Annotated in this window: 23 protein-coding genes; 11 read left to right on the top strand and 12 right to left on the bottom strand. The window is 61.7% G+C overall.

The features are described 5' to 3' along the window. The first annotated feature begins 107 nt into the window (after window positions 1-107). From ACYP2Q_RS25140 to ACYP2Q_RS25150, 3 genes are read left to right on the top strand one after another with little or no spacing between them, the layout of a single operon-like run. Window positions 108-1,124: an aldo/keto reductase gene (locus ACYP2Q_RS25140; protein ID WP_459732953.1), complete on the top strand. Its 1,017-nt coding sequence runs from the start codon at window positions 108-110 to the stop codon at window positions 1,122-1,124. Between the two features lie 2 nt (window positions 1,125-1,126). After that, complete coding sequence (locus tag ACYP2Q_RS25145; protein ID WP_459732954.1) at window positions 1,127-1,924, top strand: SDR family NAD(P)-dependent oxidoreductase; 798 nt, start codon at window positions 1,127-1,129, stop codon at window positions 1,922-1,924. Between the two features lie 27 nt (window positions 1,925-1,951). After that, complete coding sequence (locus ACYP2Q_RS25150; protein ID WP_459732955.1) at window positions 1,952-2,362, top strand: SRPBCC family protein; 411 nt, start codon at window positions 1,952-1,954, stop codon at window positions 2,360-2,362. A gap of 116 nt (window positions 2,363-2,478) precedes the next feature. Here ACYP2Q_RS25150 and ACYP2Q_RS25155 read toward each other — a convergent pair whose 3' ends face one another. After that, window positions 2,479-3,873, bottom strand: coding sequence for a sensor histidine kinase (locus ACYP2Q_RS25155; RefSeq protein ID WP_459732956.1), 1,395 nt, complete (start codon window positions 3,871-3,873; stop codon window positions 2,479-2,481). Then, on the bottom strand, window positions 3,851-4,534 hold the full coding sequence (locus tag ACYP2Q_RS25160; protein WP_020796732.1) for a response regulator transcription factor: 684 nt from the start codon (window positions 4,532-4,534) through the stop codon (window positions 3,851-3,853). The genes ACYP2Q_RS25155 and ACYP2Q_RS25160 overlap by 23 nt, the downstream gene beginning before the upstream one ends. 319 nt (window positions 4,535-4,853) lie before the next feature. On the opposite strand from ACYP2Q_RS25160, the gene ACYP2Q_RS25165 reads away from it, so the two are divergent. Beyond that, entirely contained in the window at window positions 4,854-5,783 is a 930-nt protein-coding gene (locus ACYP2Q_RS25165) for a hypothetical protein (RefSeq protein WP_459732957.1), read from the top strand. 251 nt (window positions 5,784-6,034) lie between these two features. On the opposite strand, the gene ACYP2Q_RS25170 is transcribed toward ACYP2Q_RS25165, so the two are convergent. Then, on the bottom strand, window positions 6,035-6,649 hold the full coding sequence (locus ACYP2Q_RS25170; RefSeq protein WP_459732958.1) for a glutathione S-transferase: 615 nt from the start codon (window positions 6,647-6,649) through the stop codon (window positions 6,035-6,037). A gap of 364 nt (window positions 6,650-7,013) precedes the next feature. Here ACYP2Q_RS25170 and ACYP2Q_RS25175 point away from each other — a divergent pair, with 364 nt between their 5' ends. From ACYP2Q_RS25175 to ACYP2Q_RS25185, 3 genes are all read left to right on the top strand, one after another. Beyond that, the gene (locus ACYP2Q_RS25175; protein WP_007935965.1) at window positions 7,014-7,418 is read left to right on the top strand and encodes a TraR/DksA family transcriptional regulator; all 405 of its coding nucleotides are present in this window, start codon (window positions 7,014-7,016) and stop codon (window positions 7,416-7,418) included. A gap of 577 nt (window positions 7,419-7,995) precedes the next feature. Continuing rightward, on the top strand, window positions 7,996-9,219 hold the full coding sequence (locus tag ACYP2Q_RS25180; RefSeq protein WP_459733036.1) for a methyl-accepting chemotaxis protein: 1,224 nt from the start codon (window positions 7,996-7,998) through the stop codon (window positions 9,217-9,219). Window positions 9,220-9,440: 221 nt separating this feature from the next. Then, entirely contained in the window at window positions 9,441-9,650 is a 210-nt protein-coding gene (locus ACYP2Q_RS25185; RefSeq protein WP_459732959.1) for a hypothetical protein, read from the top strand. Window positions 9,651-9,652: 2 nt separating this feature from the next. Here ACYP2Q_RS25185 and ACYP2Q_RS25190 read toward each other — a convergent pair whose 3' ends face one another. The 3 genes from ACYP2Q_RS25190 to ACYP2Q_RS25200 all read right to left on the bottom strand — a co-directional run bounded on the left by ACYP2Q_RS25190 (window position 9,653) and on the right by ACYP2Q_RS25200 (window position 10,654). Further along, window positions 9,653-9,892: a DUF2789 domain-containing protein gene (locus tag ACYP2Q_RS25190; RefSeq protein ID WP_459732960.1), complete on the bottom strand. Its 240-nt coding sequence runs from the start codon at window positions 9,890-9,892 to the stop codon at window positions 9,653-9,655. Window positions 9,893-10,029: 137 nt separating this feature from the next. After that, on the bottom strand, window positions 10,030-10,260 hold the full coding sequence (locus tag ACYP2Q_RS25195; RefSeq protein ID WP_046817580.1) for a hypothetical protein: 231 nt from the start codon (window positions 10,258-10,260) through the stop codon (window positions 10,030-10,032). Window positions 10,261-10,414: 154 nt separating this feature from the next. After that, window positions 10,415-10,654, bottom strand: a complete 240-nt coding sequence (locus ACYP2Q_RS25200) for a hypothetical protein (RefSeq protein ID WP_459733037.1) — start codon at window positions 10,652-10,654, stop codon at window positions 10,415-10,417. Window positions 10,655-11,062: 408 nt separating this feature from the next. Here ACYP2Q_RS25200 and ACYP2Q_RS25205 point away from each other — a divergent pair, with 408 nt between their 5' ends. From ACYP2Q_RS25205 to ACYP2Q_RS25220, 4 genes are all read left to right on the top strand, one after another. After that, window positions 11,063-11,533: a hypothetical protein gene (locus ACYP2Q_RS25205; RefSeq protein WP_459732961.1), complete on the top strand. Its 471-nt coding sequence runs from the start codon at window positions 11,063-11,065 to the stop codon at window positions 11,531-11,533. Further along, window positions 11,533-11,736, top strand: a complete 204-nt coding sequence (locus ACYP2Q_RS25210; RefSeq protein ID WP_459732962.1) for a hypothetical protein — start codon at window positions 11,533-11,535, stop codon at window positions 11,734-11,736. The genes ACYP2Q_RS25205 and ACYP2Q_RS25210 overlap by 1 nt, the downstream gene beginning before the upstream one ends. A gap of 118 nt (window positions 11,737-11,854) precedes the next feature. After that, entirely contained in the window at window positions 11,855-12,868 is a 1,014-nt protein-coding gene (locus ACYP2Q_RS25215; RefSeq protein WP_459732963.1) for an ABC transporter substrate-binding protein, read from the top strand. Between the two features lie 103 nt (window positions 12,869-12,971). Continuing rightward, window positions 12,972-13,409 (top strand): DUF3995 domain-containing protein, encoded by a 438-nt coding sequence (locus ACYP2Q_RS25220; protein WP_459732964.1) that lies wholly within the window; start codon window positions 12,972-12,974, stop codon window positions 13,407-13,409. A 149-nt stretch (window positions 13,410-13,558) separates the two neighbouring features. Here ACYP2Q_RS25220 and ACYP2Q_RS25225 read toward each other — a convergent pair whose 3' ends face one another. From ACYP2Q_RS25225 to ACYP2Q_RS25250, 6 genes are read right to left on the bottom strand one after another with little or no spacing between them, the layout of a single operon-like run. Next, on the bottom strand, window positions 13,559-13,921 hold the full coding sequence (locus ACYP2Q_RS25225) for a Na+/H+ antiporter subunit G (RefSeq protein ID WP_459732965.1): 363 nt from the start codon (window positions 13,919-13,921) through the stop codon (window positions 13,559-13,561). Continuing rightward, complete coding sequence (locus ACYP2Q_RS25230; protein ID WP_046817574.1) at window positions 13,918-14,196, bottom strand: K+/H+ antiporter subunit F; 279 nt, start codon at window positions 14,194-14,196, stop codon at window positions 13,918-13,920. The genes ACYP2Q_RS25225 and ACYP2Q_RS25230 overlap by 4 nt, the downstream gene beginning before the upstream one ends. Further along, the gene (locus tag ACYP2Q_RS25235; protein WP_459732966.1) at window positions 14,193-14,681 is read right to left on the bottom strand and encodes a Na+/H+ antiporter subunit E; all 489 of its coding nucleotides are present in this window, start codon (window positions 14,679-14,681) and stop codon (window positions 14,193-14,195) included. Before ACYP2Q_RS25235 ends, ACYP2Q_RS25230 begins: the two co-directional genes overlap by 4 nt. Next, complete coding sequence (locus ACYP2Q_RS25240; protein ID WP_459732967.1) at window positions 14,678-16,363, bottom strand: monovalent cation/H+ antiporter subunit D; 1,686 nt, start codon at window positions 16,361-16,363, stop codon at window positions 14,678-14,680. Before ACYP2Q_RS25240 ends, ACYP2Q_RS25235 begins: the two co-directional genes overlap by 4 nt. Further along, window positions 16,360-16,704, bottom strand: a complete 345-nt coding sequence (locus tag ACYP2Q_RS25245; RefSeq protein ID WP_007986256.1) for a Na+/H+ antiporter subunit C — start codon at window positions 16,702-16,704, stop codon at window positions 16,360-16,362. The genes ACYP2Q_RS25240 and ACYP2Q_RS25245 overlap by 4 nt, the downstream gene beginning before the upstream one ends. After that, on the bottom strand, window positions 16,704-19,622 hold the full coding sequence (locus ACYP2Q_RS25250) for a monovalent cation/H+ antiporter subunit A (protein WP_459732968.1): 2,919 nt from the start codon (window positions 19,620-19,622) through the stop codon (window positions 16,704-16,706). The genes ACYP2Q_RS25245 and ACYP2Q_RS25250 overlap by 1 nt, the downstream gene beginning before the upstream one ends. Between the last annotated feature and the right edge of the window lie 72 nt (window positions 19,623-19,694).

Raw genomic sequence — 19,694 nt, forward strand, 5'->3', positions numbered from 1 at the left:
CTGGGGACTTAAGTGCTGCGCATTATGTCTTGGACGGTCCGATCGTCGCAATCTAGGATTTGCTCAACGGTCAGCCACTGACCTCTGAAACTGACGAGGATTGAATCATGAGCTTGAAAGACAAACTGCCCGGCGCGCTGGGTTTTGGCACTGCGCCGTTGGGCAACATGTTCCGCGCCATTCCTGAAGAGGAAGCGCAAGCCACTGTCCACGCTGCCTGGGAGGCCGGCGTGCGTTACTTCGATACCGCACCGTTCTACGGTTCGGGCCTGTCGGAAATTCGCCTCGGCCAGGCGTTGTCCCGCTACAACCGCGACGACTATGTGCTCAGCAGCAAGGTCGGGCGGGTGATCCTCGATGAAGTCGAGGACGCCGCGGCCCGCGATCTGGGCGAGAAGAGCGGGGTGTTCGAACACGGACGCCCGAACAAGATCGTCAATGACTACAGCGCCGACGCGACCCTGCGTTCCATCGAAGACAGCCTCAAGCGCCTGCAGACCGATCGCCTGGACATTGTCTGGGTGCATGACATCGCCCAGGACTTCTACGGCGATCAATGGCTGGAGTACTTCAACCAGGCCCGCACCGGCGCCTTCAAGGTGCTGACCCGTCTACGCGAGGAAGGCGTGATCAAGGGTTGGGGCCTGGGGGTGAACAAGGTCGAGCCGTGCGAATTGACCCTTGATTCGAGCGAAGCGCAGCCGGACGGATTTCTCCTGGCGGGTCGCTACACTCTTCTCGACCATGAGCGCGCGTTGCAGCGTTTGATGGACGCAGCCCTGGCGCAGAATGTCGAGATCGTGGTCGGCGGTCCGTACAGCTCGGGCATCCTGGCCGGTGGCGCGCATTTCGAATACCAGAAGGCCAGCCCGGCGATCGTCAGCAAGGTCGATCAGATCAAGCGCATCGCGACGGCTCATGGTGTCGACATCAAGGCGGCGGCGTTGCAGTTCTCCTTGGCCAACCCGGCCGTGGCAGCGGTGATTCCAGGCGCCAGTCGCCCAGAGCGGATTGCCGAAGACGTGGCCGCCTTGTCGGCGGTGATTCCCGCCGCTTTCTGGCAAGCGTTGCGTGAAGCGAAGCTGGTGTCCGAGCGCGCACCCTTGCCGATCATTGGAGCTTGAGCATGAAAATCGATCTGAGTGGAAAACTGGCGATTGTCAGCGGCAGTACCGCGGGCATTGGCCTGGGCATCAGCCAGGCACTGGCCGAGTCTGGCGCCACGGTGGTGGTGATCGGCCGCGAGCCGGCCAAGGTCGAGCAGGCGCTGGCGAGCATTCGCCAGCAGGTGCCTGCTGCGCAACTGCGCGGGCTGACGGCCGACCTTGGTACGGCTGAAGGCGCGGAACAACTGTTCGCCGCCGAACCACGGGCAGACATCCTGGTGAACAACCTGGGGATCTACAACGCGGTGGATTTCTTCGACACACCCGACAGCGAGTGGACGCGCTTCTATGAGGTCAACGTGATCTCCGGTGTGCGCCTGTCCCGGCATTACGTGCCGGACATGGTCAAGCAGGGCTGGGGGCGGGTGATTTTCCTGTCTTCGGAATCCGGCATCGCGATCCCCGCGGACATGCTCAACTATGGCGTGACCAAAAGCGCCAACCTGGCGGTGTCCCACGGCCTGGCCAAGCGGCTGGCGGGCACTGGGGTGACGGTCAATGCGATACTCCCGGGCCCGACCTTGACCGACGGCGTGGAGCTGATGCTCAAGGATGCCATTGCCGCGTCCGGTCGTAGCGTCCAGGAAGAAGCCGACGACTTTGTACGCAAGGCGCGGCCGACTTCGATCATCCAGCGCGTGGCGAATGTCGAGGAAGTGGCAAACCTGGTGGCGTATATCGCTTCGCCGTTATCCTCGGCCACCACGGGCGCGGCTTTGCGAGTCGACGGCGGTGTCGTCGACAGCATGGCCATCTGAACCTTATTCATTGAGAGAGAGCTTTACATGGCAACTGCATCAGCAACCATCGATATCCCGGCCTCGGCCGATCAGGTCTGGCAATTGATCGGCGGCTTCAACTCGCTGCCGGACTGGCTGCCGTTCATTCCCCAAAGTGAACTCAGCGAAGGCGGGCGGGTGCGCAGCCTGCAAACGGCGGACGGGGCGGTGGTGATCGAGCGTCTGCAAGCGTTCGACAACGAGGGCAAGACCTACAGTTATTCGATTGAGCAGGCGCCGTTTCCGGCGACGCAGTACCTGGCGACGATCAAGGTCGAATCTCAGGGCGACGGGGCGCGGGTGACCTGGTCCGGGCGGTTTGAGCCGGTGGGTGTGAGCAATGAGGAAGTGGTGGCGTTATTCACCGGGATCTACCAGGGCGGCCTCGAGGCCCTGCGGGCCAACTACCCCGCCTGACCCCGCACACTTGTAGGAGCTGGCTTGCCGGCGAAGGCGGCGGCACATTCAGCATCGTGGTGCCAGACAGTCTGTCTTCGCTGGCAAGCCAGCTCCTACAAAGGGACGCGTTGGGTTCAGGTCTGTGCAATCAAACTCTGCCGACAATCGAGCACCAACCGCGCCCCACCCAGCTCGCTGTTACCCACTTCCAGCGTAAACCCGTGCAGGCTGACAATCGCCGCGACGATCGACAAGCCCAGGCCAAAACCGCTTTTCTGGTTGCCCGCCTCGGCGCGATAGAAGCGCTGGAACACCGCCACCCGTTCTTCCTCTGGAATGCCGGGACCGGAGTCGAGCACTTCGATGCGGGTATGCCCGCTTTCATTGAGCCCTCGCAAAATCACCTGGCCACCGGGCGGGGTGAACTTGATCGAGTTGCTCAACAGGTTGGCCACGGCCTCGAACAGCAAGGCGCGGTCGCCATTGAGCGGCGGCAACCACTGCGGCAGTTGCAGTTCGAACTTCAGGCCGTCGTCTTCCGCCAGGGGCAGGTAGAAGTCATGCAGTTCCTGCAGCAACGGCATCGGGTCGAGCTGCACGAAGCCGGAACGGCGTTGGCGATCCTCCAGTTCGGAAATTCGCAACAAGCCACGAAAGCGCGCCATCAGTGTATCCGCCTCGCCCAGCACCAGGTCCAGTTGGGCCGCTTGCGCCGAGCCTTCGCCAGCCTGTTGTTGCATGCGGTAGAGCTGCGCGCGCAGGCGGGTCAGGGGGGTACGCAGGTCGTGGGCAATGTTGTCGCACACGCCCTTGACCTCGTGCATCAGGCGCTCGATGCGTTCGAGCATGGCATTGACGATGGCGGCGAGCATGTCCAGTTCGTCGCGGCGATTGGACAGCGGCAAGCGTCGGGTCAGGTCACCGTTGACGATCGCTTCGGCGCTGCCCTGGATCGCGCGAATCCGCCGCAGCGGGCGGCGGCGCAACAGGTGCCAGCCGACGATGCCCGGCAGGATGGTCAGGGTCACTCCCCAGAACAGCGCGTGCAAGATGATCCGCGTCACGGCAAACAGCGAGCCGTTGTCACGCACCAGTATCAGCCAGAGGCCATCGCGGGTCTGGGTCGCCACGGCGTCGCAGCTGTCGTTGGGCAGCGTCGGGTCGTCGGAGTCGGCGCAGTCGCTGAGCATGTGGATCTTGCCATCGAGCGGCAAGCCTCGGGGGATATGGTTCAGCGCACCGCTGAGGTAGCGATGCTGGCTGTCGAACAGGCCATAGGCGTCGAGGCCGCGGATGTCGAAGGTCATGCTGACGGCGAGGGCGTCCACCAGTTGTTCGCCCTGGAAACGCGAGAACAGGTGCTGGCGCTGCATCAGCGAATGCTTGGCCAGGTTGTCCAGGTAAGCGGAGACCTCGTAGTACATGACCCCCATGAGGATCCCGCTCCACAACACGAACAACGCGCTGTACAGCGCCAGCAGGCGACTGCTGGAGGAACGCCAGCCTTTAGACGGGTTCGGCAATGACATAACCCGAGCCTCGCACGGTTCGAATCAGTGGAACATTGCCAGGAGGGTCGATCTTCTTGCGCAGGCGGCCGATGTGCACGTCGATCAGGTTGGTACCGGGGTCGAAGTGATAACCCCAGACCTCTTCGAAGATCATCATCCGCGAGAGAATTTGCCCGGTGTTGCGCATCAGGAATTCCAGCAGCTTGTACTCGGTGGGCAACAGCGTCAGCAGCTGGCCGTCGCGGCTGGCTTCGTGGCTGATCAGGTTCAGTTCCAGGTCTGCCACGCGCAACGTGGTGGCTTGCGCGGTCACGGTGTTCTGCCGGCGCAGCAGGACTTCGACCCGGGCGGCCATTTCATCGGTGGCGAAGGGCTTGGTCAGGTAATCGTCGCCGCCGGCACGCAAGCCGCGCACGCGCTCGTCGACGTCGGAGAGGGCGCTGATCATCAGGATCGGCGTGGCCACGCCCATGGTCCGTAGCGTGGTGACGATCGCCAGGCCGTCGAGCTCGGGCAGCATGCGGTCGAGGGTGATCAGGTCGTAGTTGCCGCTGACCGCACGCTCCAGGCCCTCTCGACCGTTGTCGACCCAATCGACGTCAAGGCCGTGGCTGCTCAGTTCGGCGACAATTTCCCGGGCGGTCACGGCGTCGTCTTCGATGGTCAAGATGCGGGTCATGGAGTTGGCCTGATATTCGGTTCAAAACAGAGTGGAGAGCATTTTGCCAAGAATTGCTCGCAGGCTTCCTAAATAAAAGTTCATTTGAAACATATCCCCCCGTAGGAGCCGCCGACAGCTGCGATCGTTTGATCTTCGCAATCAATGCATAAAACCCGTCGAGCATACCGATTCCTTGCATATTGCATGGATCGTGGAAGTTCAAACTTTCTAACACACTGAAAAAACAGGATTTATTAAAAGTGCGCGACTGGCACGGTGACTGCAATTGCTCTTTCGAGACTTGTAACACCATCTTTCTGCCTGGAGCGATACAACAATGAATAGATCCTCTGAGGGTTTCTATCCCGCCACGGATGAGTCGAGCACGGTGTCCGGCGTGTCCTGGGGTGCGATCTTCGCCGGGGCCGCGGCTGCGGCGGCGTTGTCGCTGATCCTGGTGCTGCTCGGTTTCGGCCTGGGGTTCTCGGCGGTTTCGCCGTGGGCCAATGAAGGTATGAGCGCCAAGGGCCTGGGTATTTCGACGATTGTCTGGCTGGCCGTCACGCAAATAATCGCGTCCGGGGCCGGTGGCTACATCGCCGGCCGGCTGCGGGTGAAGTGGGCTTACATGCATGGCGATGAAGTCTACTTTCGCGACACTGCCCACGGTTTTCTCGCCTGGTGCGTGGCGACGTTGGTAACAGCGACGTTGGTGGCCGGCTCGGTCAGCAGTGTCATCAGCGGCGGGGTACAGGCCGGGGCGCAGGTTGCCGGTGGTGCGGCCAATGCTGTCACTCAAGCAGCGGGAACTGCGGCAGCCAACACAGACAGTGATCAGTATGGCTACTACATCGACAGCCTGTTTCGCGATGACCGTCCGGCCGCCGTCAGCGATGACGCCGCCCGAGGCACTGTGACGCGCATTTTTGTGCGCTCCCTGAGCGATGGTCAGTTGGCCCCTGAAGACCGCACCTACCTGGCTCAACTGGTGGCGCAGCGGACCAACCTGACGCAAGCGGATGCAGAGCGTCGTGTGGACGAGGTCTATGCCCGCACGCAAAAAGCCGTGGCCGACGCCAAGCTGGCAGCCCAACAGGCCGCTGACACCGCCGCCAAAGTCGCTGCCTGGACCACCTTGTGGATGTTCGTCGCGCTGCTGGCCGGTGCGTTCTTCGCCAGCCTGGCCGCCACCTTCGGCGGTCGTCGCCGGGATGCCGTGGTGTATGTGGAAACCGACACCTACGTCACCACCGCTCCGATTCGTTAACCCAGGAGAATCATCATGCGTTCATTACTGTTGTTCTTTCTCGGTGTACCTATCCCGATCATCATCCTGATCGCTCTGTTCATGCACTGATCTACTGGGGCTTGTGCCTCTGCCGCTCCTGCCTTGCGCAGGAGCGGCGTTTTTATTTTCGACAGTTACATTGATGTTGGCTGTAATTGCCTCTTCGCGAGCAAGCCCGCACAGTGGACCGCGGGCTTGCTCGCGAAGAGGCCTTATCAGGCGCTATAAATTCATCCATCAATAGGAGAAGCAACAAACGCCTCAAGCCCCTCGGCATAAGCGGTAAACGCAGCAATCAGCGGAAACTGCGCGGCATCAACCTGATCTGGCACCACCAGATTGGTAAAACTCCAGGCCACGGCGAGCGTGATGCCATCCTGACCAATCGAGCCGTCACTGGGCAGCGGTTGCTTTTCCAGCTCCCTTTCCAGCGCCGACCAGGCGGCCGCCAGTTGTCCCTCGACGCGTTCGACCCAGGGTTGGAACTGGATCTCTGCCGGGCGCAGGTTGCGCTCATAATAAAGCTGCACCGATTTTTCACTGGCCGCCAGTGCCAGGCCAATCAGGCGCAATGAACGCAGGCGTTGCTCGATACCCTTGGGCATCAGGCTGCGGCCAGGTGCGGCCAGCGCTTCCAGGTAATCGATGATCAGCGTCGAATCCATCAACACCTCGCCATCGTCGAGCAGCAGGGTAGGTGCCTTGACCACCGGGTTGATTTGCTGGAACTGCTCGAAGGTCCTGAATACCGACACCGATTGCTGCTCCAGGGCGATGTCCAGGCGCTTGGCCGAAATGGCGACGCGTCGCACGTAAGGTGAATCCAGCATGCCGATCAGCTTCATATAACCGCTCCTTGGGATAACCATTTGTCGAGCAACAACCTTAGCTGAGCCCGATCGACCTGCACCAGGGCCGCATGCAGCTCAGCGGTTTGTCTTGCATATCCCTGTGCTGGATTGAATTTCTTGCTATAAACGCACTCCGATATCCGCCTGGATGCCTGGCTTAGAGCATTTTCGAGGCTTTGTCGGACAAATTCGCTGTCTTTTCAGTTGCTGAGGCCTCAAGTCGGCCTTAGACTGCCGCCCCTCGTAAATTGAGTGCCGGGTGGCGCTTGGTATAAACGGCGCCTTTGCGATGACCTTCGATGGTCCGCCGCAACGCTCCCTAATTCGCCTTAATGCACGTTTTTTTATAGAGATATCAATGACAAAGGACAAGTTGCTGGCCATGCCGGCGGATGACTACATGAATGCCGAGCAACATGCTTTTTTCTCCGAGCTGTTGCAGAACATGAAAGTCGAAACCCACGAGCGCATCGAGCAGAACCGCATCGCCATCGAAAGCCTGGACACCCCGGCCGACCCGGCTGACGCCGCTTCCGTCGAAGAAGAGCGCACCTGGCTGGTGAACGCGATCGATCGTGATCAGCGCATGCTGCCCCAGTTGGAACAAGCACTGGAACGCATCAAGGAAGACAGCTTCGGCTGGTGCGATGACAGCGGCGAGCCGATCGGCCTCAAGCGCCTGCTGATCAGCCCGACCACCAAGTACTGCATCGAAGCTCAAGAACGTCACGAGCAGATCGACAAGCACCAGCGTCAGGCCTGATTCTGTAAAAAGATCGCAGCCTTCGGCAGCCCTGTAGGAGCTGCCGCAGGCTGCGATCTTTGCTTTTCGACGTCTACAAATCCCCCTGACTTCTATTGATCTGCTGCAACGTCCCCGACTAAAGGCTCATGGATAATGGCCTTGTGCCGGCGTTTAATGCGAAGACAACAAATAGAATATTGGCGGGGTGACAAAGATGACGAGAGACGGATCTCTGGTTGCGGCAGTGCCCGCAGCCGTGCTTTTGCCGAAAAACCGCTGGCTGACGCCGACCCTGCAAAGCATCGCCCTGGTGCTGTTGCTGTGCGGCATGACCCTGGGCGGCTGGTCGCTCTACCTGGGCCTGCCTTTGGCGGTGATGACCATCTGGCTGCCGCGCTTGCGCTCTCGCGCAATGCCCGAAGCAGTGCCTGCCGATACCTCCAACGCGCTCTCGGCGCTGACCCGCGAACTTTCCTACACCACCAGCCATAACGCTCTGTCAGCTGCCGGCGTGGCTTTTTCGGTCAAGCAACTGGCCGACAAGTTGCAATCGCAATTGGGGGCGGCGGCGCAAATCGTTGGCAATGCCGAAGTCATGATTGCCACCGAGCAGGCCACCTCGACCCTCAGTCGCCAGGCGCTCAGGGCCGCCAGCGAAGCGCATCAGAGCGGTGTGGCAGGGCGCGCCGAGTTGATCGAATCCATCGCCCGCATGCACCAGCTCAGCCAGCGGGCGAGTAATAGCCGTGAACTGATCGAGGCCCTGAGCCTGCGCAGCGATGAGATTCAGCGGGTCACGCTGGTCATCCAGTCCATCGCCAGCCAGACCAACTTGCTGGCCTTGAACGCGGCTATCGAAGCGGCGCGGGCCGCAGAACACGGTCGTGGCTTCGCGGTGGTGGCCGACGAGGTCCGCGGGCTTGCCGCGCGCACTGCCACGGCCACCGGCGAAGTCGGCGAAATGGTCGCCGACATCCAGCAACGCACCGCGCAAGTGGTCGAGCAGATCCGCCAGTTATCCGCCGACCTCGACACCGGTGTCGAGCAGGTCGAACAGACGGGTCAGCACCTGGAAAACATCGCGCGCCTGGCCGCCAGTGTCGAAAGCCAGGTCGGCGCAATCGCCAGCGGTGCTGAAACCAACCGCGAACAACTCGATAGCCTGTTTCACGCCATCGAGCAGATGCGCAGCGACCTGGCCATCAGCGACCAACAGACCCAGCGCCTGGCCCTCGCAGCGGTGCAGATGGAAGGCCAGGCCGAGACCATCAGCGAGCGCCTCGCCGAAGTCGGCCTGGATGACTACCACCAGCGGATATACGACCTGGCCCGGGAAGGCGCGAGCCAGATCGCTGCGCGTTTGGAGGCAGACATCGATGTGGGGCAGATCAGCCTCGAAGACCTGTTCGACCGCCATTACCAGGCGATCCCCGATACCCACCCGACCAAGTACCGGACGCGTTTCGATCGTTATACCGATCAAGTCTTGCCAGGGATCCAGGAGCCGTTGCTGGCACGCCACGAAGGCCTGGTGTTCGCCATTGCCTGCACCCAGCAAGGCTATGTGCCGACGCACAACCAGGCGTTCAGCCAGCCACTGTCCGGCGACGTAGAGCGCGATACCTTGCATAACCGCAGCAAACGCAAATTCGCCGACCGCACGGGGATCCGCTGTGGCAGTCATCAGCAGGCGGTGCTGCTGCAGACCTACACCCGCGACACCGGCGAACTGATGCATGACCTGTCGGTGCCGATCATGCTCAAGGGTCGCCATTGGGGCGGATTGCGCCTGGGCTACAAGCCGCAACACCCTCTGTAGGAGCGAGCTTGCTCGCGATGGACTCAAGAACGCGGCGTTTAGCCGGTAAACACACGCTATGGTTGACGACCATCGCGAGCAAGCTCGCTCCTACAGGGGAGCCCCTGGCTATTGTTACAATTTTGGTAACTGAGATGTACGAAGTCGTTATTGTTTGCGTGCCTGTGGAATCGTTACCATACCTCTATTAGTTAGGTAGCTAACGGAATTCGAGGCGCAACATGCACAGTAAAGTTGATGTCGCGGTCATGATCGGCAGCGGAGTACCCGCCAGTCTGCGGGCTTTGGGGCAAAGCGTCTGCTGGGTGGTACTGGTCAATGGCGAACGCCGCGGCACCGCCTATTCCAGTCGCAATGAAGCCGAAGCGTGCAAGGCTGCCTGGTTGGCGCAATTGCGCGCCGCAACGACCGGCAGCCTGCACTGTGCCTGAGGCTAGTGAACCTGATGCATGCGCAGGTTCAGGTCGTCGACCACCCGCGCCCAGTCGGCGTCCTCACGCAGTTGTTCTTTGAGGAAGCCTGCCTGTTGCGGGGTCCAGAACTCGGCATCGATGAGTTTCTTGTCGTCGGGCAGGGGGGAATGGCTGGCGATGAAATCGTCAATGGCTCGCTCGCTGGAATCCAGGCCGAGCTGGTCGAACAAGCCTTTCAAGTCGTGGGTCGGTGATTCCATCTTGATCTCCTTGCTGGTCAGGGCGTATCGAATGAGAGATAGGAAGGACGTCTCTGGTACATCTGAGGGAGGTGGGCTTCAGTAAGTTCGAAAACGATATTCAACGCAGCAATGAGGATAGACCGCAAATCCGCCTCTCAGCTTTTCAAGGCGCCCGCATCGACGGCGGCCTTGAGTTCCAAGGCCGATTGCTGGGCGGCGAGGGCGGCGATGTCGGAGGACTTGAACCAGCGATCCTTCTCGACCTGATGATAGGTCACGGTTTTCAGCGGCGGTTTGGCGCGCATCACGATCACAGCCTGGAATTCACCGTCGATTTCCCTGGCTTCGCCCCTGATGAAAAACTCGCCGATATCAAATTCCGTCACGTTGCTGCCTTCCCATGAAAAATATTGTTGTTTAACGCGCCCGCCACAGGCAGGCGCGTTTGATTGGTCAGGCAGTATGGCAGCAGTTGCAGGCCGGCGGCTGAGTAAAGTCGCCGGCCTGACGAAACCTTCAATTGAAAACGGAACGAATGTGTCACCTACCTGACTCAAGAGCGCGGGCGAGGGCACAGGCCTGGTTATGATCGCCGCGGAAACCTCTTACGTGCCCCGTGGAAGTTTCCTTGATATGGAAGAACGCGATGCCCGCCAGGACCACCTGGAATCGTGGCAGCGAAGTCTCGACTTGCGCAGCAAGAAACACCGCAGGGTGCGGGGAGGATGGGGGGTTGGAGTAAGATGCCTGGGGATGGGCAAAGTGTGTCAGTGTGCACATATGAAGTCCTTTTCGTGGTTTGCCGACGTAATGTACGTCGTTATGGGTAGTCTCGATGAGCATCGCTGCTCTAGAATCAGCGTTATTGTTGGGTGGACAGGGTTATCTAAAGCAATTTTCGCCTGGCGATATGTCAGAAAAGTGCTTTTTTATAAGAGTTTTTTCCCTAAAGTTGATAGTCCGTATTTTTCTGTCCGTTCCAAGGGCTTTTTCCTTCAGCCTTTGTCGAACGCGGGGCGAGACGATGTGAGCGGCATCCAGTAATCTGCTCAAGCCTCGAGAGGGATGAACACTCTGCTCATCCCAGGATCTCAACCCGGGTTAACTGGCTTCACCTCGGCATTGCCGCTTTTTTGGCTGTGCGCTTTTTTCGCGTGCGGCATCATTTTCAGATGTGGGGATGTTTCCTTGGCAGTAAGTAATCTCGATATGCATGCCTTGTTCGTGCTGGGTGATTTGCGCGCAAAGCTGGTTAAACAGTTTCAGTCACGTTTTGTTTACCTTACCGAACAGAGCGCCGAAGGCATCTACATTGCCGAAATCGACACCGAAGCCGCGCTGGTGGTGGACGATAAACCGGGGCTCAAGCTCAAGGTCGGCGATCATTTCAGCGCGTCGGTGTTGCCCAGCCGCGAAGGCGGCAAGCTGGAAATCAAGTTTCGCGACATCAAACTGACGGTCTACGGCCTGGGCGACTACGCCTTCGTCACCACCGCCGATGGCCATGCCATCCTGTTCAAGGAAGGCCACAGCGTGGTGACGGTGTTCGCCGCCCACCAGCAACTGCAGGAAGGCCTGACCAAGACCCTGAAAGCCGTGACCGGCAAGGCCGCCAAATGGCGCAAGGGTGAGCTGGTGACGTTCAAGGCCAGTGAGTAGTGAGTCTGCCCCGCGCCGATTTCCATCAGCAGCACCAGGCCAGCGCGCAAGCCGAGGCCCTGCGCCTGTTTGAGCACAAGGCGGTCCTGCAGGGTGCCTGGCTGAACTGGGTGGCCTCGCAGATCTACGCGTTGCAACCCGCGGCGTACGCCAGCATGGTCCGAAGAGAGCTTGCCCTTCTGCAGGAAAACTCCGAAAACTGATCCACTTCCCTCGAAAGCAGGAACCTCTACTACAGTCAGTGGACTGAGTATTCAGAGGCTTTGCGGTCTTCTGCCAGGCCATCCTGCCATTGCTGTGAACAGCACGAGGTGCACAAGCATGAAAGGTATTCGCCGGTTGCTGGCCGCTGTCGTGGCCACGTTCGGATTGTTGGCGTCACCCGTTCCGGTGCTGGCTGCCAGCGCACCGATCCACTTTGCCGACCTTAACTGGGAAAGCGGCAGCCTGATCACCGATATCCTGCGGATCATCGTCGAGAAGGGCTATGGGCTGCCGACCGACACTTTGCCGGGCACCACCATTACCCTGGAAACCGCGCTGGCCAACAATGACATCCAGGTCATCGGCGAAGAGTGGGCCGGGCGCAGCCCCGTCTGGGTCAAGGCGGAGGCCGAAGGCAAGGTCGCGAGCCTGGGCGATACGGTCAAGGGTGCCACCGAAGGCTGGTGGGTGCCCGAGTACGTGATCAAGGGCGACCCGGCCAAGGGCATCAAGGCGATGGCGCCGGACTTGCGCAGTGTCACCGACCTGCCCAAGTACAAGGACGTGTTCAAGGACCCTGAAGCCCCGAGCAAGGGCCGCTTCCTCAACAGCCCCATCGGCTGGACCTCGGAAGTGGTCAACAAGCAGAAGCTCAAGGCCTATGGGCTCGAGGACAGCTATGTGAACTTTCGCAGCGGTTCGGGGGCGGCGCTGGATGCGGAGATCAGCTCGTCGATTCGCCGGGGCAAACCGGTGCTGTTCTATTACTGGTCGCCGACGCCGCTGCTCGGGCGCTTCAAGCTGATCCAGCTGGAAGAGCCGCCCTTCGATGCGCAGGCCTGGAAAACCCTGACCGACGCCGACAACCCGAATCCGCAACCGACCCGCTCGCTGCCCTCGAAGCTGTCCATCGGCGTGTCCACGCCGTTCCAGAAGCAGCACCCGGAAATTGCCGAGTTCTTCGCCAAGGTCGACTTTCCCATCGACCCCTTGAACCGCGCGCTGGCCGAGATGAGTGAAAAGCACACGCCACCGCGACAGGCCGCCGAAGCATTCATGAAGGCGCATCCGGAGGTCTGGAAAGCGTGGTTGCCAAACGAGGTCGCGGACAAGGTGTCTGCCGCTCTTTAAGCGCTGGCTGCCTCGTTGGTCGGGTCGTGGGTGTGAGTGCGTGCACGGCCAAAAAAGCCGACTAGGATGAGTCTGTTCAAATCCCTTTCAAGGATTGCAGACCATGACCTTCGTGTTGGCTCAATGGCTGGCGACGGTAATTGCGGCGATCGCTCTGGTACACGTGTATTGGGCGTTTGGCGGTGAATGGGCCGCTGTGGCGGCGGTGCCGCAGGTGCCCGTGGAGGGCGGTACGCGGTTGCAGCCGGCCTTCAAACCCCGTGGCTGGATGACGATGCTGGTGGCGGCTGCATTGCTGGTCATTGCCCTGCTGGTGTGCCTGCGGGTCGGCTGGTGGCTGCCGCAGGTCGATCATCGAGGGTTGCAGTGGCTGATCAGCGCCATTGCGCTGTTGCTGTTCGCCCGGGCCATTGGCGATTCGGAGCTGGTGGGGTTTTTCAAGGAGGTCAAGGGTTCGCGGTTTGCGCGGCTGGATACCTGGGTCTACTCGCCGTTGTGTGTGGTGCTGGGGGCGGGATTGCTGGCGGTGGCCTGGGTCTGAAACAGGCCGCAGCCGATCCAGTGTAGGAGCTGGCTTGCCAGCGAAGGAGTTCAACGATGACGCGGGGAGCCTGAATCCCCGCCGTGCTCTCAGGTTTTTCGCGAGCAAGCTCGCTCCTACAGGTGCTGGCGGAGGCTGCGATCTTTTGCTCAGCCCCCGCTTTCCGTACGCCGACTCGACACCTCCGCCGGCACATCATCCCCGGCCATGCGCTTGCGGAACAACGCCGCGCGGGCCAGCAGCAGGGTGGTCACCGGCACGGTGATCGCCAGCAGGATAGGAATCAGCCAGGCGTGCAGGACTGGCCCTGACTTGAGCGCCGAAAAGAAGATGATCGAGGCCAGGGCCACGCACCAGGCGCCCAGTGTCGAGGCCAGGGCCGGTGGGTGCATGCGCTGGAAGTAATCCTTCATCCGCACCAGGCCGATGGCGCCCACCAGGGCGAACAGGCTGCTGAGCACCAGCAGGATGGCCACGGGTATTTCGACCCACAGGGACAAGGGCGCACTCATTCGATCACCTCGCCACGCAGGAGGAATTTGGCCAGGGCAAACGAGCCGACGAAGCCGAACAGCGCGATCAGCAACGCGGCCTCGAAATAGGTGTCACTGGCATAACGAATGCCCAGCGTCAGCATCATCAGCATCGCGACTATGTAGAGGTAATCCAGGGCCAAAACCCGGTCCTGGGCCGACGGTCCCTTGAACAGGCGGATCAGGGTCAGGATCATCGCCACGCAAAACAGGAACAGGCTCAGCAGGATCGCGTTCGCCAGCAGGCTGCTCATTCGAAAATCTCCATCAGGGGGCGCTCGTAGGTCGCCTTGAAGTGCTGGATGAACAGCGCTTCGTCATCCAGGTCGAAGACGTGCAACAGCAGGATGCTGCGGTCCAGCGCCAGTTCCGACCAGACCGTGCCAGGCACCACCGTGCAGATCATCGACAGCGCGGCCAGGCCGTTGGCGTCGCGCAGGTCCAGCGGCACTTTGATGAACGCCGAACGCGGCGGCCGGCGGCCGGCATTGAGCACGCCAATGGCGACCGCCAGGTTGGACACCAGCACATCGCGACCCACCAGCAGGAACAGACGCAGGATCACCCCGGGCCGGCGGATGCGGATCGGCAGCGGGCGCAACTTGCGCATCATCAACGGCGCGCAAAACCCCAGTAGCGCACCCAGCAGCAAGTTGCCGGGGCTCAGCGACAGATTCAGCAGCAACCACAACAGCCACAGGGCCAGCGATAGCCACGGCGCAGGCAACAGGCGCTTCATGGTTGCACCTCCAGCAGCGCCGCCTTGGCCTCAGGGCTTGGCACCGCGCGGGTGCCGAGCACCGCCATCACATACTGCTGCGGGTTGTTCAAGGCGTTGGCCGCCGCTTGGGTGTAGCGCAACAGCGGCTCGGCCTTGAACGTCAGCAGGATGCTCAGGCCCAGCAGGGCGAGGATCGGTACGCATTCCAGGCGCCGCAGCACGGGCGAGGGGCGTTCCGCCGGAGTCCAGAAACGCTGGATGCCCACCCGGGAAAAGGCGATCAATGATGCCAGTCCCGAGAGGATCAGCAACGCCAGCAAGCCCCACGCAGCATTCGAGACCGGCGCGTCGCCGCCGTTGCCCAGGCCCATCGGGTTGAGCAGGGCGCTGAGCAGGCTGAGCTTGCCGATGAACCCGGAAAGCGGTGGCATGCCGATGATCAACAGGGCGCAGGCGATGAAGCTCAGGCCGAGGAACGCCATGGTCCAGGGAATCACCTGGCCGACCACGGCTTTCTGGTCGTCGTCGAGGTTAATGCCCTTGACCGGATGCAACGATTCCAGCGGCCGAGGCAGCATTTCGTTTTCATCCTCCAGGGGGATTTCGTTGGCCGAGCGCGAACGTTCGATCAGTTCCGCCAGCAGGAACAGCGCACTCAGCGCCAGGGTCGAGCTGACCACATAGAACAGCGCCGCACCGATGAGGTTGGGCTGGGCGAAGCCGATGGCTGACAGCAGGATCCCCGCCGACACCAGGATGCTCAGGCTGGCCATGCGTTCCAGGCGTTGCGCCGCGAGGATCGCCAGTGCCGCGCAGACGATGGTGGCCATGCCGCCGTAGATCAGCCAGTCGCCACCGAAGTACGCCGAGGCCCCGGCCTGACCGGAAAACAGCAGGGTCCACAGGCGCAGCAAGGTGTAGATGCCGACCTTGGTCATGATCGCGAACATCGCCGCCACCGGCGCGCTGGCCGAGGAGTACGCCGGCACCAGCCAGAAATTCAGCGGCCACATCCCGGCCTTCGCCAGGAACGCCACCGCCAGGATGCCCGCGCCCGCGTGCAGCAGGCCGCGATCGGCCTCCGGCACCAGCGGGATCTTCAGTGCCAGGTCGGCCATGTTCAGGGTGCCGGTAACGCCGTAGATCAGCGCCGCGCCGATCAGGAACAGGGTCGAGGCCAGCAGGTTGATCGAAATGTAGTGCAACCCCGACGATACCCGCGCCCGCCCGGAGCCATGCAGCATCAGGCCGTAGGAGGCGGCCAGCAGCACTTCGAAGAACACGAACAGGTTGAACAGGTCCGCCGTGAGGAAGGCGCCGTACAGGCCCATCAACTGGATCTGGAACAGCGCGTGGAAGCTCGAACCGGCACTGTCCCAGCGCGCCATGGCGAACAGCAGGGCGCAGACGCCGATGATGCCGGTCAGTACCAGCATCAGTGCCGACAGGCGATCGACCACCAGCACCAGGCCGAACGGCACTTGCCAGTTGCCCGGCAGGTACACGCCGATGGAGCCGGCGATTTCAGTGCTTTGCGTCCATTGCAGCAGCACAACGGAAATACCGAGCCCGAGCAGGCTGGAGAACAGATTGATTTTCGCCTTGAGCGGGCGATGTTTCTCGCCGAGCATCAGCATGATCGCGGCGGTCAGCAGCGGCAGCAGGATGGGCGCGACGATCAGGTGCGACAACGGATTCATTCTTTAGGCTCCCGGCCATCCACATGGTCGGTGCCGGTCAGGCCCCGGGAAGCCAGCAAGACCACCAGGAACAGCGCGGTCATGGCGAAGCTGATGACGATCGCGGTCAGTACCAGCGCTTGCGGCAGCGGGTCGGTGTAGTGCAGCAGATCCTGGGGCACGCCATCCTTGATGATCGGCTCCTTGCCGATGAACAGGCTGCCCATGCTGAAGATGAACAGGTTGACGCCATACGACAGCAGGCACAGGCCCATGACCACCTGGAACGTCCGTGGACGCAGGATCAGCCAGACGCCGGACGCGGCCAGGACGCCGATGGCGATGGCGATGACTTCTTCCATCAGACAGCCTCCTTCATGACGGCGGTTTTGGGCTGGGCCGCGGTCTTGTGGCCCCGCACCGATTGGTGGGCGAGTGCGGTGAGGATCAACAGCGTCGAACCGACCACCACGGCATACACGCCAACGTCGAAGAACAGGGCGCTGGCAATGTGAATGTCACCCAGCAGCGGCAGCTCGAAGTGCCAGGTGTGGGTGGTCAGGAACGGATACCCGACGACCATCGCGCCGAGCCCGGTGACGGTGGCGAACAGCAGGCCGACGCTCATCCAGCGCAGCGGTCGCAGGCTCATTTGCGCTTCGACCCACTGGGTGCCGGCGACCATGTATTGCAGGATGAACGCCACCGACATCACCAGGCCTGCGACAAAGCCGCCCCCCGGCTGGTTATGGCCGCGCATGAACAGGTAGAACGAGACCACCAGCGCGATCGGCAGCAACAGGCGCACCAGCACCGCCGGGACCATCATGAAGCCGAGCGCGGTGTCACTGGCGTGGCGCGGGTTGACCAGGTCGGTGACCACGTCGGGCGCGAGCAAGCGCTGCTGGGCCGGCAACTGCAGGCTTTCCTTGGGCGGGCGGAAACGCCGCAGCAGGGCGAACACGGTCAGGGCCACCGCCACCAGCACGGTGATTTCACCCAGGGTGTCGAAGCCACGGAAGTCCACGAGCATCACGTTGACCACGTTGCTGCCGCCGCCTTCGGGCAGGGCGCGGCTCAGGTAGAACGAGGAAATGTCGTTCGGCGTCTGCCGGGTCAGCATCGCGTAGGCCAGCAATGCCATGCCGCCGCCGACCACGGCCGACAGCAGCAGGTCGCGGATACGGCGGATGCGCGCCTTGCGCAGGCTGCTTGGCAGCGGCGAAACCTCTTCGATCCGCCGTGGCAGCCAGCGCAGGCCCAGCAGGATCAGCACCGTGGTCACCACTTCGACCACCAGTTGCGTCAATGCCAGGTCCGGGGCCGAGAACCAGACGAAGGTTACGCAGGTCATCAGGCCACACACGCTGACCATGGTCAGGGCGGCCAGACGGTGATACTTGGCCTGGTACGCGGCACCGAGGGCACAGGCAATCGCCAGCAGCCAGAGGATGACGAACACGATCGAGCCCGGGATCTTCGGCCGATCGCCCCAATGCAGGCTGCTGTGCAGCATCGGGATCAACCCGGCCAGGACCGCGGCGAGCACCATCAGGAACAATTGGGTTTGCAGGCGCCGGGTGCTGATCCGCCGCTCCAGGCGTCGGGCCAGGCGCATCTTGATCACCAGCAAGCGTTCGAACAGACGCTTGCCGTTGAGCCGGCCAATCAGCGGTGGATAGCGGAAACGACCGCGCTTGAGCTGATTGCGCAGCAGCAGGTACAAGAGGATGCCGCCGGACATGGCGATCAGGCTCATGATCATCGGCGCGTTCAGGCCGTGCCAGATAGCCAGGCTGTACTCCGGCAGGGTGCCGCCCACCACCGGCTGCGCAGCGGCAGCGAGCAACGGGCCGACCACTTGCGCCGGGAAAATCCCCACCACCAGGCAGGTGAACACCAGCAACTCGACCGGCGCGCGCATCCAGCGCGGTGGCTCGTGGGGGGTGTGGGGCAGGTCGGTGGCAGTCGGGCCGAAGAACACGTCCACGGTGAAACGCAGGGAGTAGGCGACGCTGAAGGTCCCGGCGATGGTCGCGACGATCGGCAGGGTGGCTTCGATCCAGGCCGTGGCGTTGATGAACACGGTTTCGGCGAAGAACATCTCCTTGGACAGGAAACCGTTGAGCAGCGGTACACCGGCCATCGAGGCGCTGGCGACCATGGCCAGGGTGGCGGTGAACGGGATCAGCTTGAACAGGCCACTGAGCCTGCGAATATCGCGGGTGCCGCTTTCGTGGTCGATGATCCCGGCGGCCATGAACAGCGAGGCTTTGAACGTGGCGTGGTTGAGGATGTGGAACACCGCGGCCACGGCGGCCAGCGGGCTGTTCAGGCCCAACAGCAGGGTGATCAGGCCCAGGTGGCTGATGGTCGAGTAGGCCAGCAGGCCCTTGAGGTCGTTCTGGAACATCGCGCAATAGGCACCGAGCAACAGGGTGCAGGCGCCGGCGCCGCTGACGATGTAGAACCATTCTTCGCTGCCGGACAGCGACGGCCATAGCCGGGCCAACAGGAACACCCCGGCCTTGACCATGGTCGCCGAATGCAGGTAGGCCGATACCGGAGTCGGCGCGGCCATGGCGTGGGGCAGCCAGAAGTGGAAGGGAAATTGCGCACTTTTGCTCAGTGCGCCGATCAGGATCAGGGGTAGCAGGATGGGGTAGAGGGCATGTGCGCGAATCATCTCGCCGGCGGCCAGGACCTTGTCCAGGTCATAGCTGCCGACCACATGGCCAAGCAGCATGACCCCCGCCAGCAGGCACAATCCCCCGGCACCGGTGACCATCAGCGCCATGTACGCGCCGCGTCGCGCATCGGCGCGGTGGTGCCAATAGCCGATCAACAGGAACGAGAAGAGGCTGGTCAGCTCCCAGAAAAATACGATCTGGATCAGGTTACCGGAGATCACCAGCCCGAGCATGGCGCCCATGAACGCCAGGAAAAACGCGAAGAACCGCGGCACCGGGTCGTCCGGCGACATGTAGTAGCGGGCGTACAGCGACACCAGCGTACCGATGCCCAGCACCAGCATCGAGAACAGCCAGGCGAAGCCGTCCATGCGCAGGACGAAGTTCAGGCCAAGGCTCGGCAGCCAGAAGAATTCTTCGCGGATTACCCCGCCATGGGCGATTTGCGGGTACAGGAGGGCGACCTGGACAGTGCCGATCAGGGCAACCAGGCCCGCCAGGAGCGATTCGGTATTGCGCGCGTTGTGTGGCAGCACCGCTGCCAGACAGCTGCCTAAAAAAGGCAGAAGCAGTAGAACTATCAGGGACATAGGCTTCTAATCTGCGGAAGTTTATGAAGCATCATACGTGCCAGCTCCCGGATCGCCAAACGCCAAGCTGTC

The sequence above is a fragment of the Pseudomonas sp. MHK4 genome (assembly GCF_054600775.1).

Coding starts and splice junctions, on each gene's coding strand:
- ACYP2Q_RS25140 (WP_459732953.1), top strand. CDS start 108: ATGAGCTTGAAAGACAAACTGCCCGGCGCGCTGGGTTTTGGCACTGCG.
- ACYP2Q_RS25145 (WP_459732954.1), top strand. CDS start 1,127: ATGAAAATCGATCTGAGTGGAAAACTGGCGATTGTCAGCGGCAGTACC.
- ACYP2Q_RS25150 (WP_459732955.1), top strand. CDS start 1,952: ATGGCAACTGCATCAGCAACCATCGATATCCCGGCCTCGGCCGATCAG.
- ACYP2Q_RS25155 (WP_459732956.1), bottom strand. CDS start 3,873: ATGTCATTGCCGAACCCGTCTAAAGGCTGGCGTTCCTCCAGCAGTCGC.
- ACYP2Q_RS25160 (WP_020796732.1), bottom strand. CDS start 4,534: ATGACCCGCATCTTGACCATCGAAGACGACGCCGTGACCGCCCGGGAA.
- ACYP2Q_RS25165 (WP_459732957.1), top strand. CDS start 4,854: ATGAATAGATCCTCTGAGGGTTTCTATCCCGCCACGGATGAGTCGAGC.
- ACYP2Q_RS25170 (WP_459732958.1), bottom strand. CDS start 6,649: ATGAAGCTGATCGGCATGCTGGATTCACCTTACGTGCGACGCGTCGCC.
- ACYP2Q_RS25175 (WP_007935965.1), top strand. CDS start 7,014: ATGACAAAGGACAAGTTGCTGGCCATGCCGGCGGATGACTACATGAAT.
- ACYP2Q_RS25180 (WP_459733036.1), top strand. CDS start 7,996: ATGATTGCCACCGAGCAGGCCACCTCGACCCTCAGTCGCCAGGCGCTC.
- ACYP2Q_RS25185 (WP_459732959.1), top strand. CDS start 9,441: ATGCACAGTAAAGTTGATGTCGCGGTCATGATCGGCAGCGGAGTACCC.
- ACYP2Q_RS25190 (WP_459732960.1), bottom strand. CDS start 9,892: ATGGAATCACCGACCCACGACTTGAAAGGCTTGTTCGACCAGCTCGGC.
- ACYP2Q_RS25200 (WP_459733037.1), bottom strand. CDS start 10,654: ATGTGCACACTGACACACTTTGCCCATCCCCAGGCATCTTACTCCAAC.
- ACYP2Q_RS25215 (WP_459732963.1), top strand. CDS start 11,855: ATGAAAGGTATTCGCCGGTTGCTGGCCGCTGTCGTGGCCACGTTCGGA.
- ACYP2Q_RS25220 (WP_459732964.1), top strand. CDS start 12,972: ATGACCTTCGTGTTGGCTCAATGGCTGGCGACGGTAATTGCGGCGATC.
- ACYP2Q_RS25225 (WP_459732965.1), bottom strand. CDS start 13,921: ATGAGTGCGCCCTTGTCCCTGTGGGTCGAAATACCCGTGGCCATCCTG.
- ACYP2Q_RS25230 (WP_046817574.1), bottom strand. CDS start 14,196: ATGAGCAGCCTGCTGGCGAACGCGATCCTGCTGAGCCTGTTCCTGTTT.
- ACYP2Q_RS25235 (WP_459732966.1), bottom strand. CDS start 14,681: ATGAAGCGCCTGTTGCCTGCGCCGTGGCTATCGCTGGCCCTGTGGCTG.
- ACYP2Q_RS25240 (WP_459732967.1), bottom strand. CDS start 16,363: ATGAATCCGTTGTCGCACCTGATCGTCGCGCCCATCCTGCTGCCGCTG.
- ACYP2Q_RS25245 (WP_007986256.1), bottom strand. CDS start 16,704: ATGGAAGAAGTCATCGCCATCGCCATCGGCGTCCTGGCCGCGTCCGGC.
- ACYP2Q_RS25250 (WP_459732968.1), bottom strand. CDS start 19,622: ATGTCCCTGATAGTTCTACTGCTTCTGCCTTTTTTAGGCAGCTGTCTG.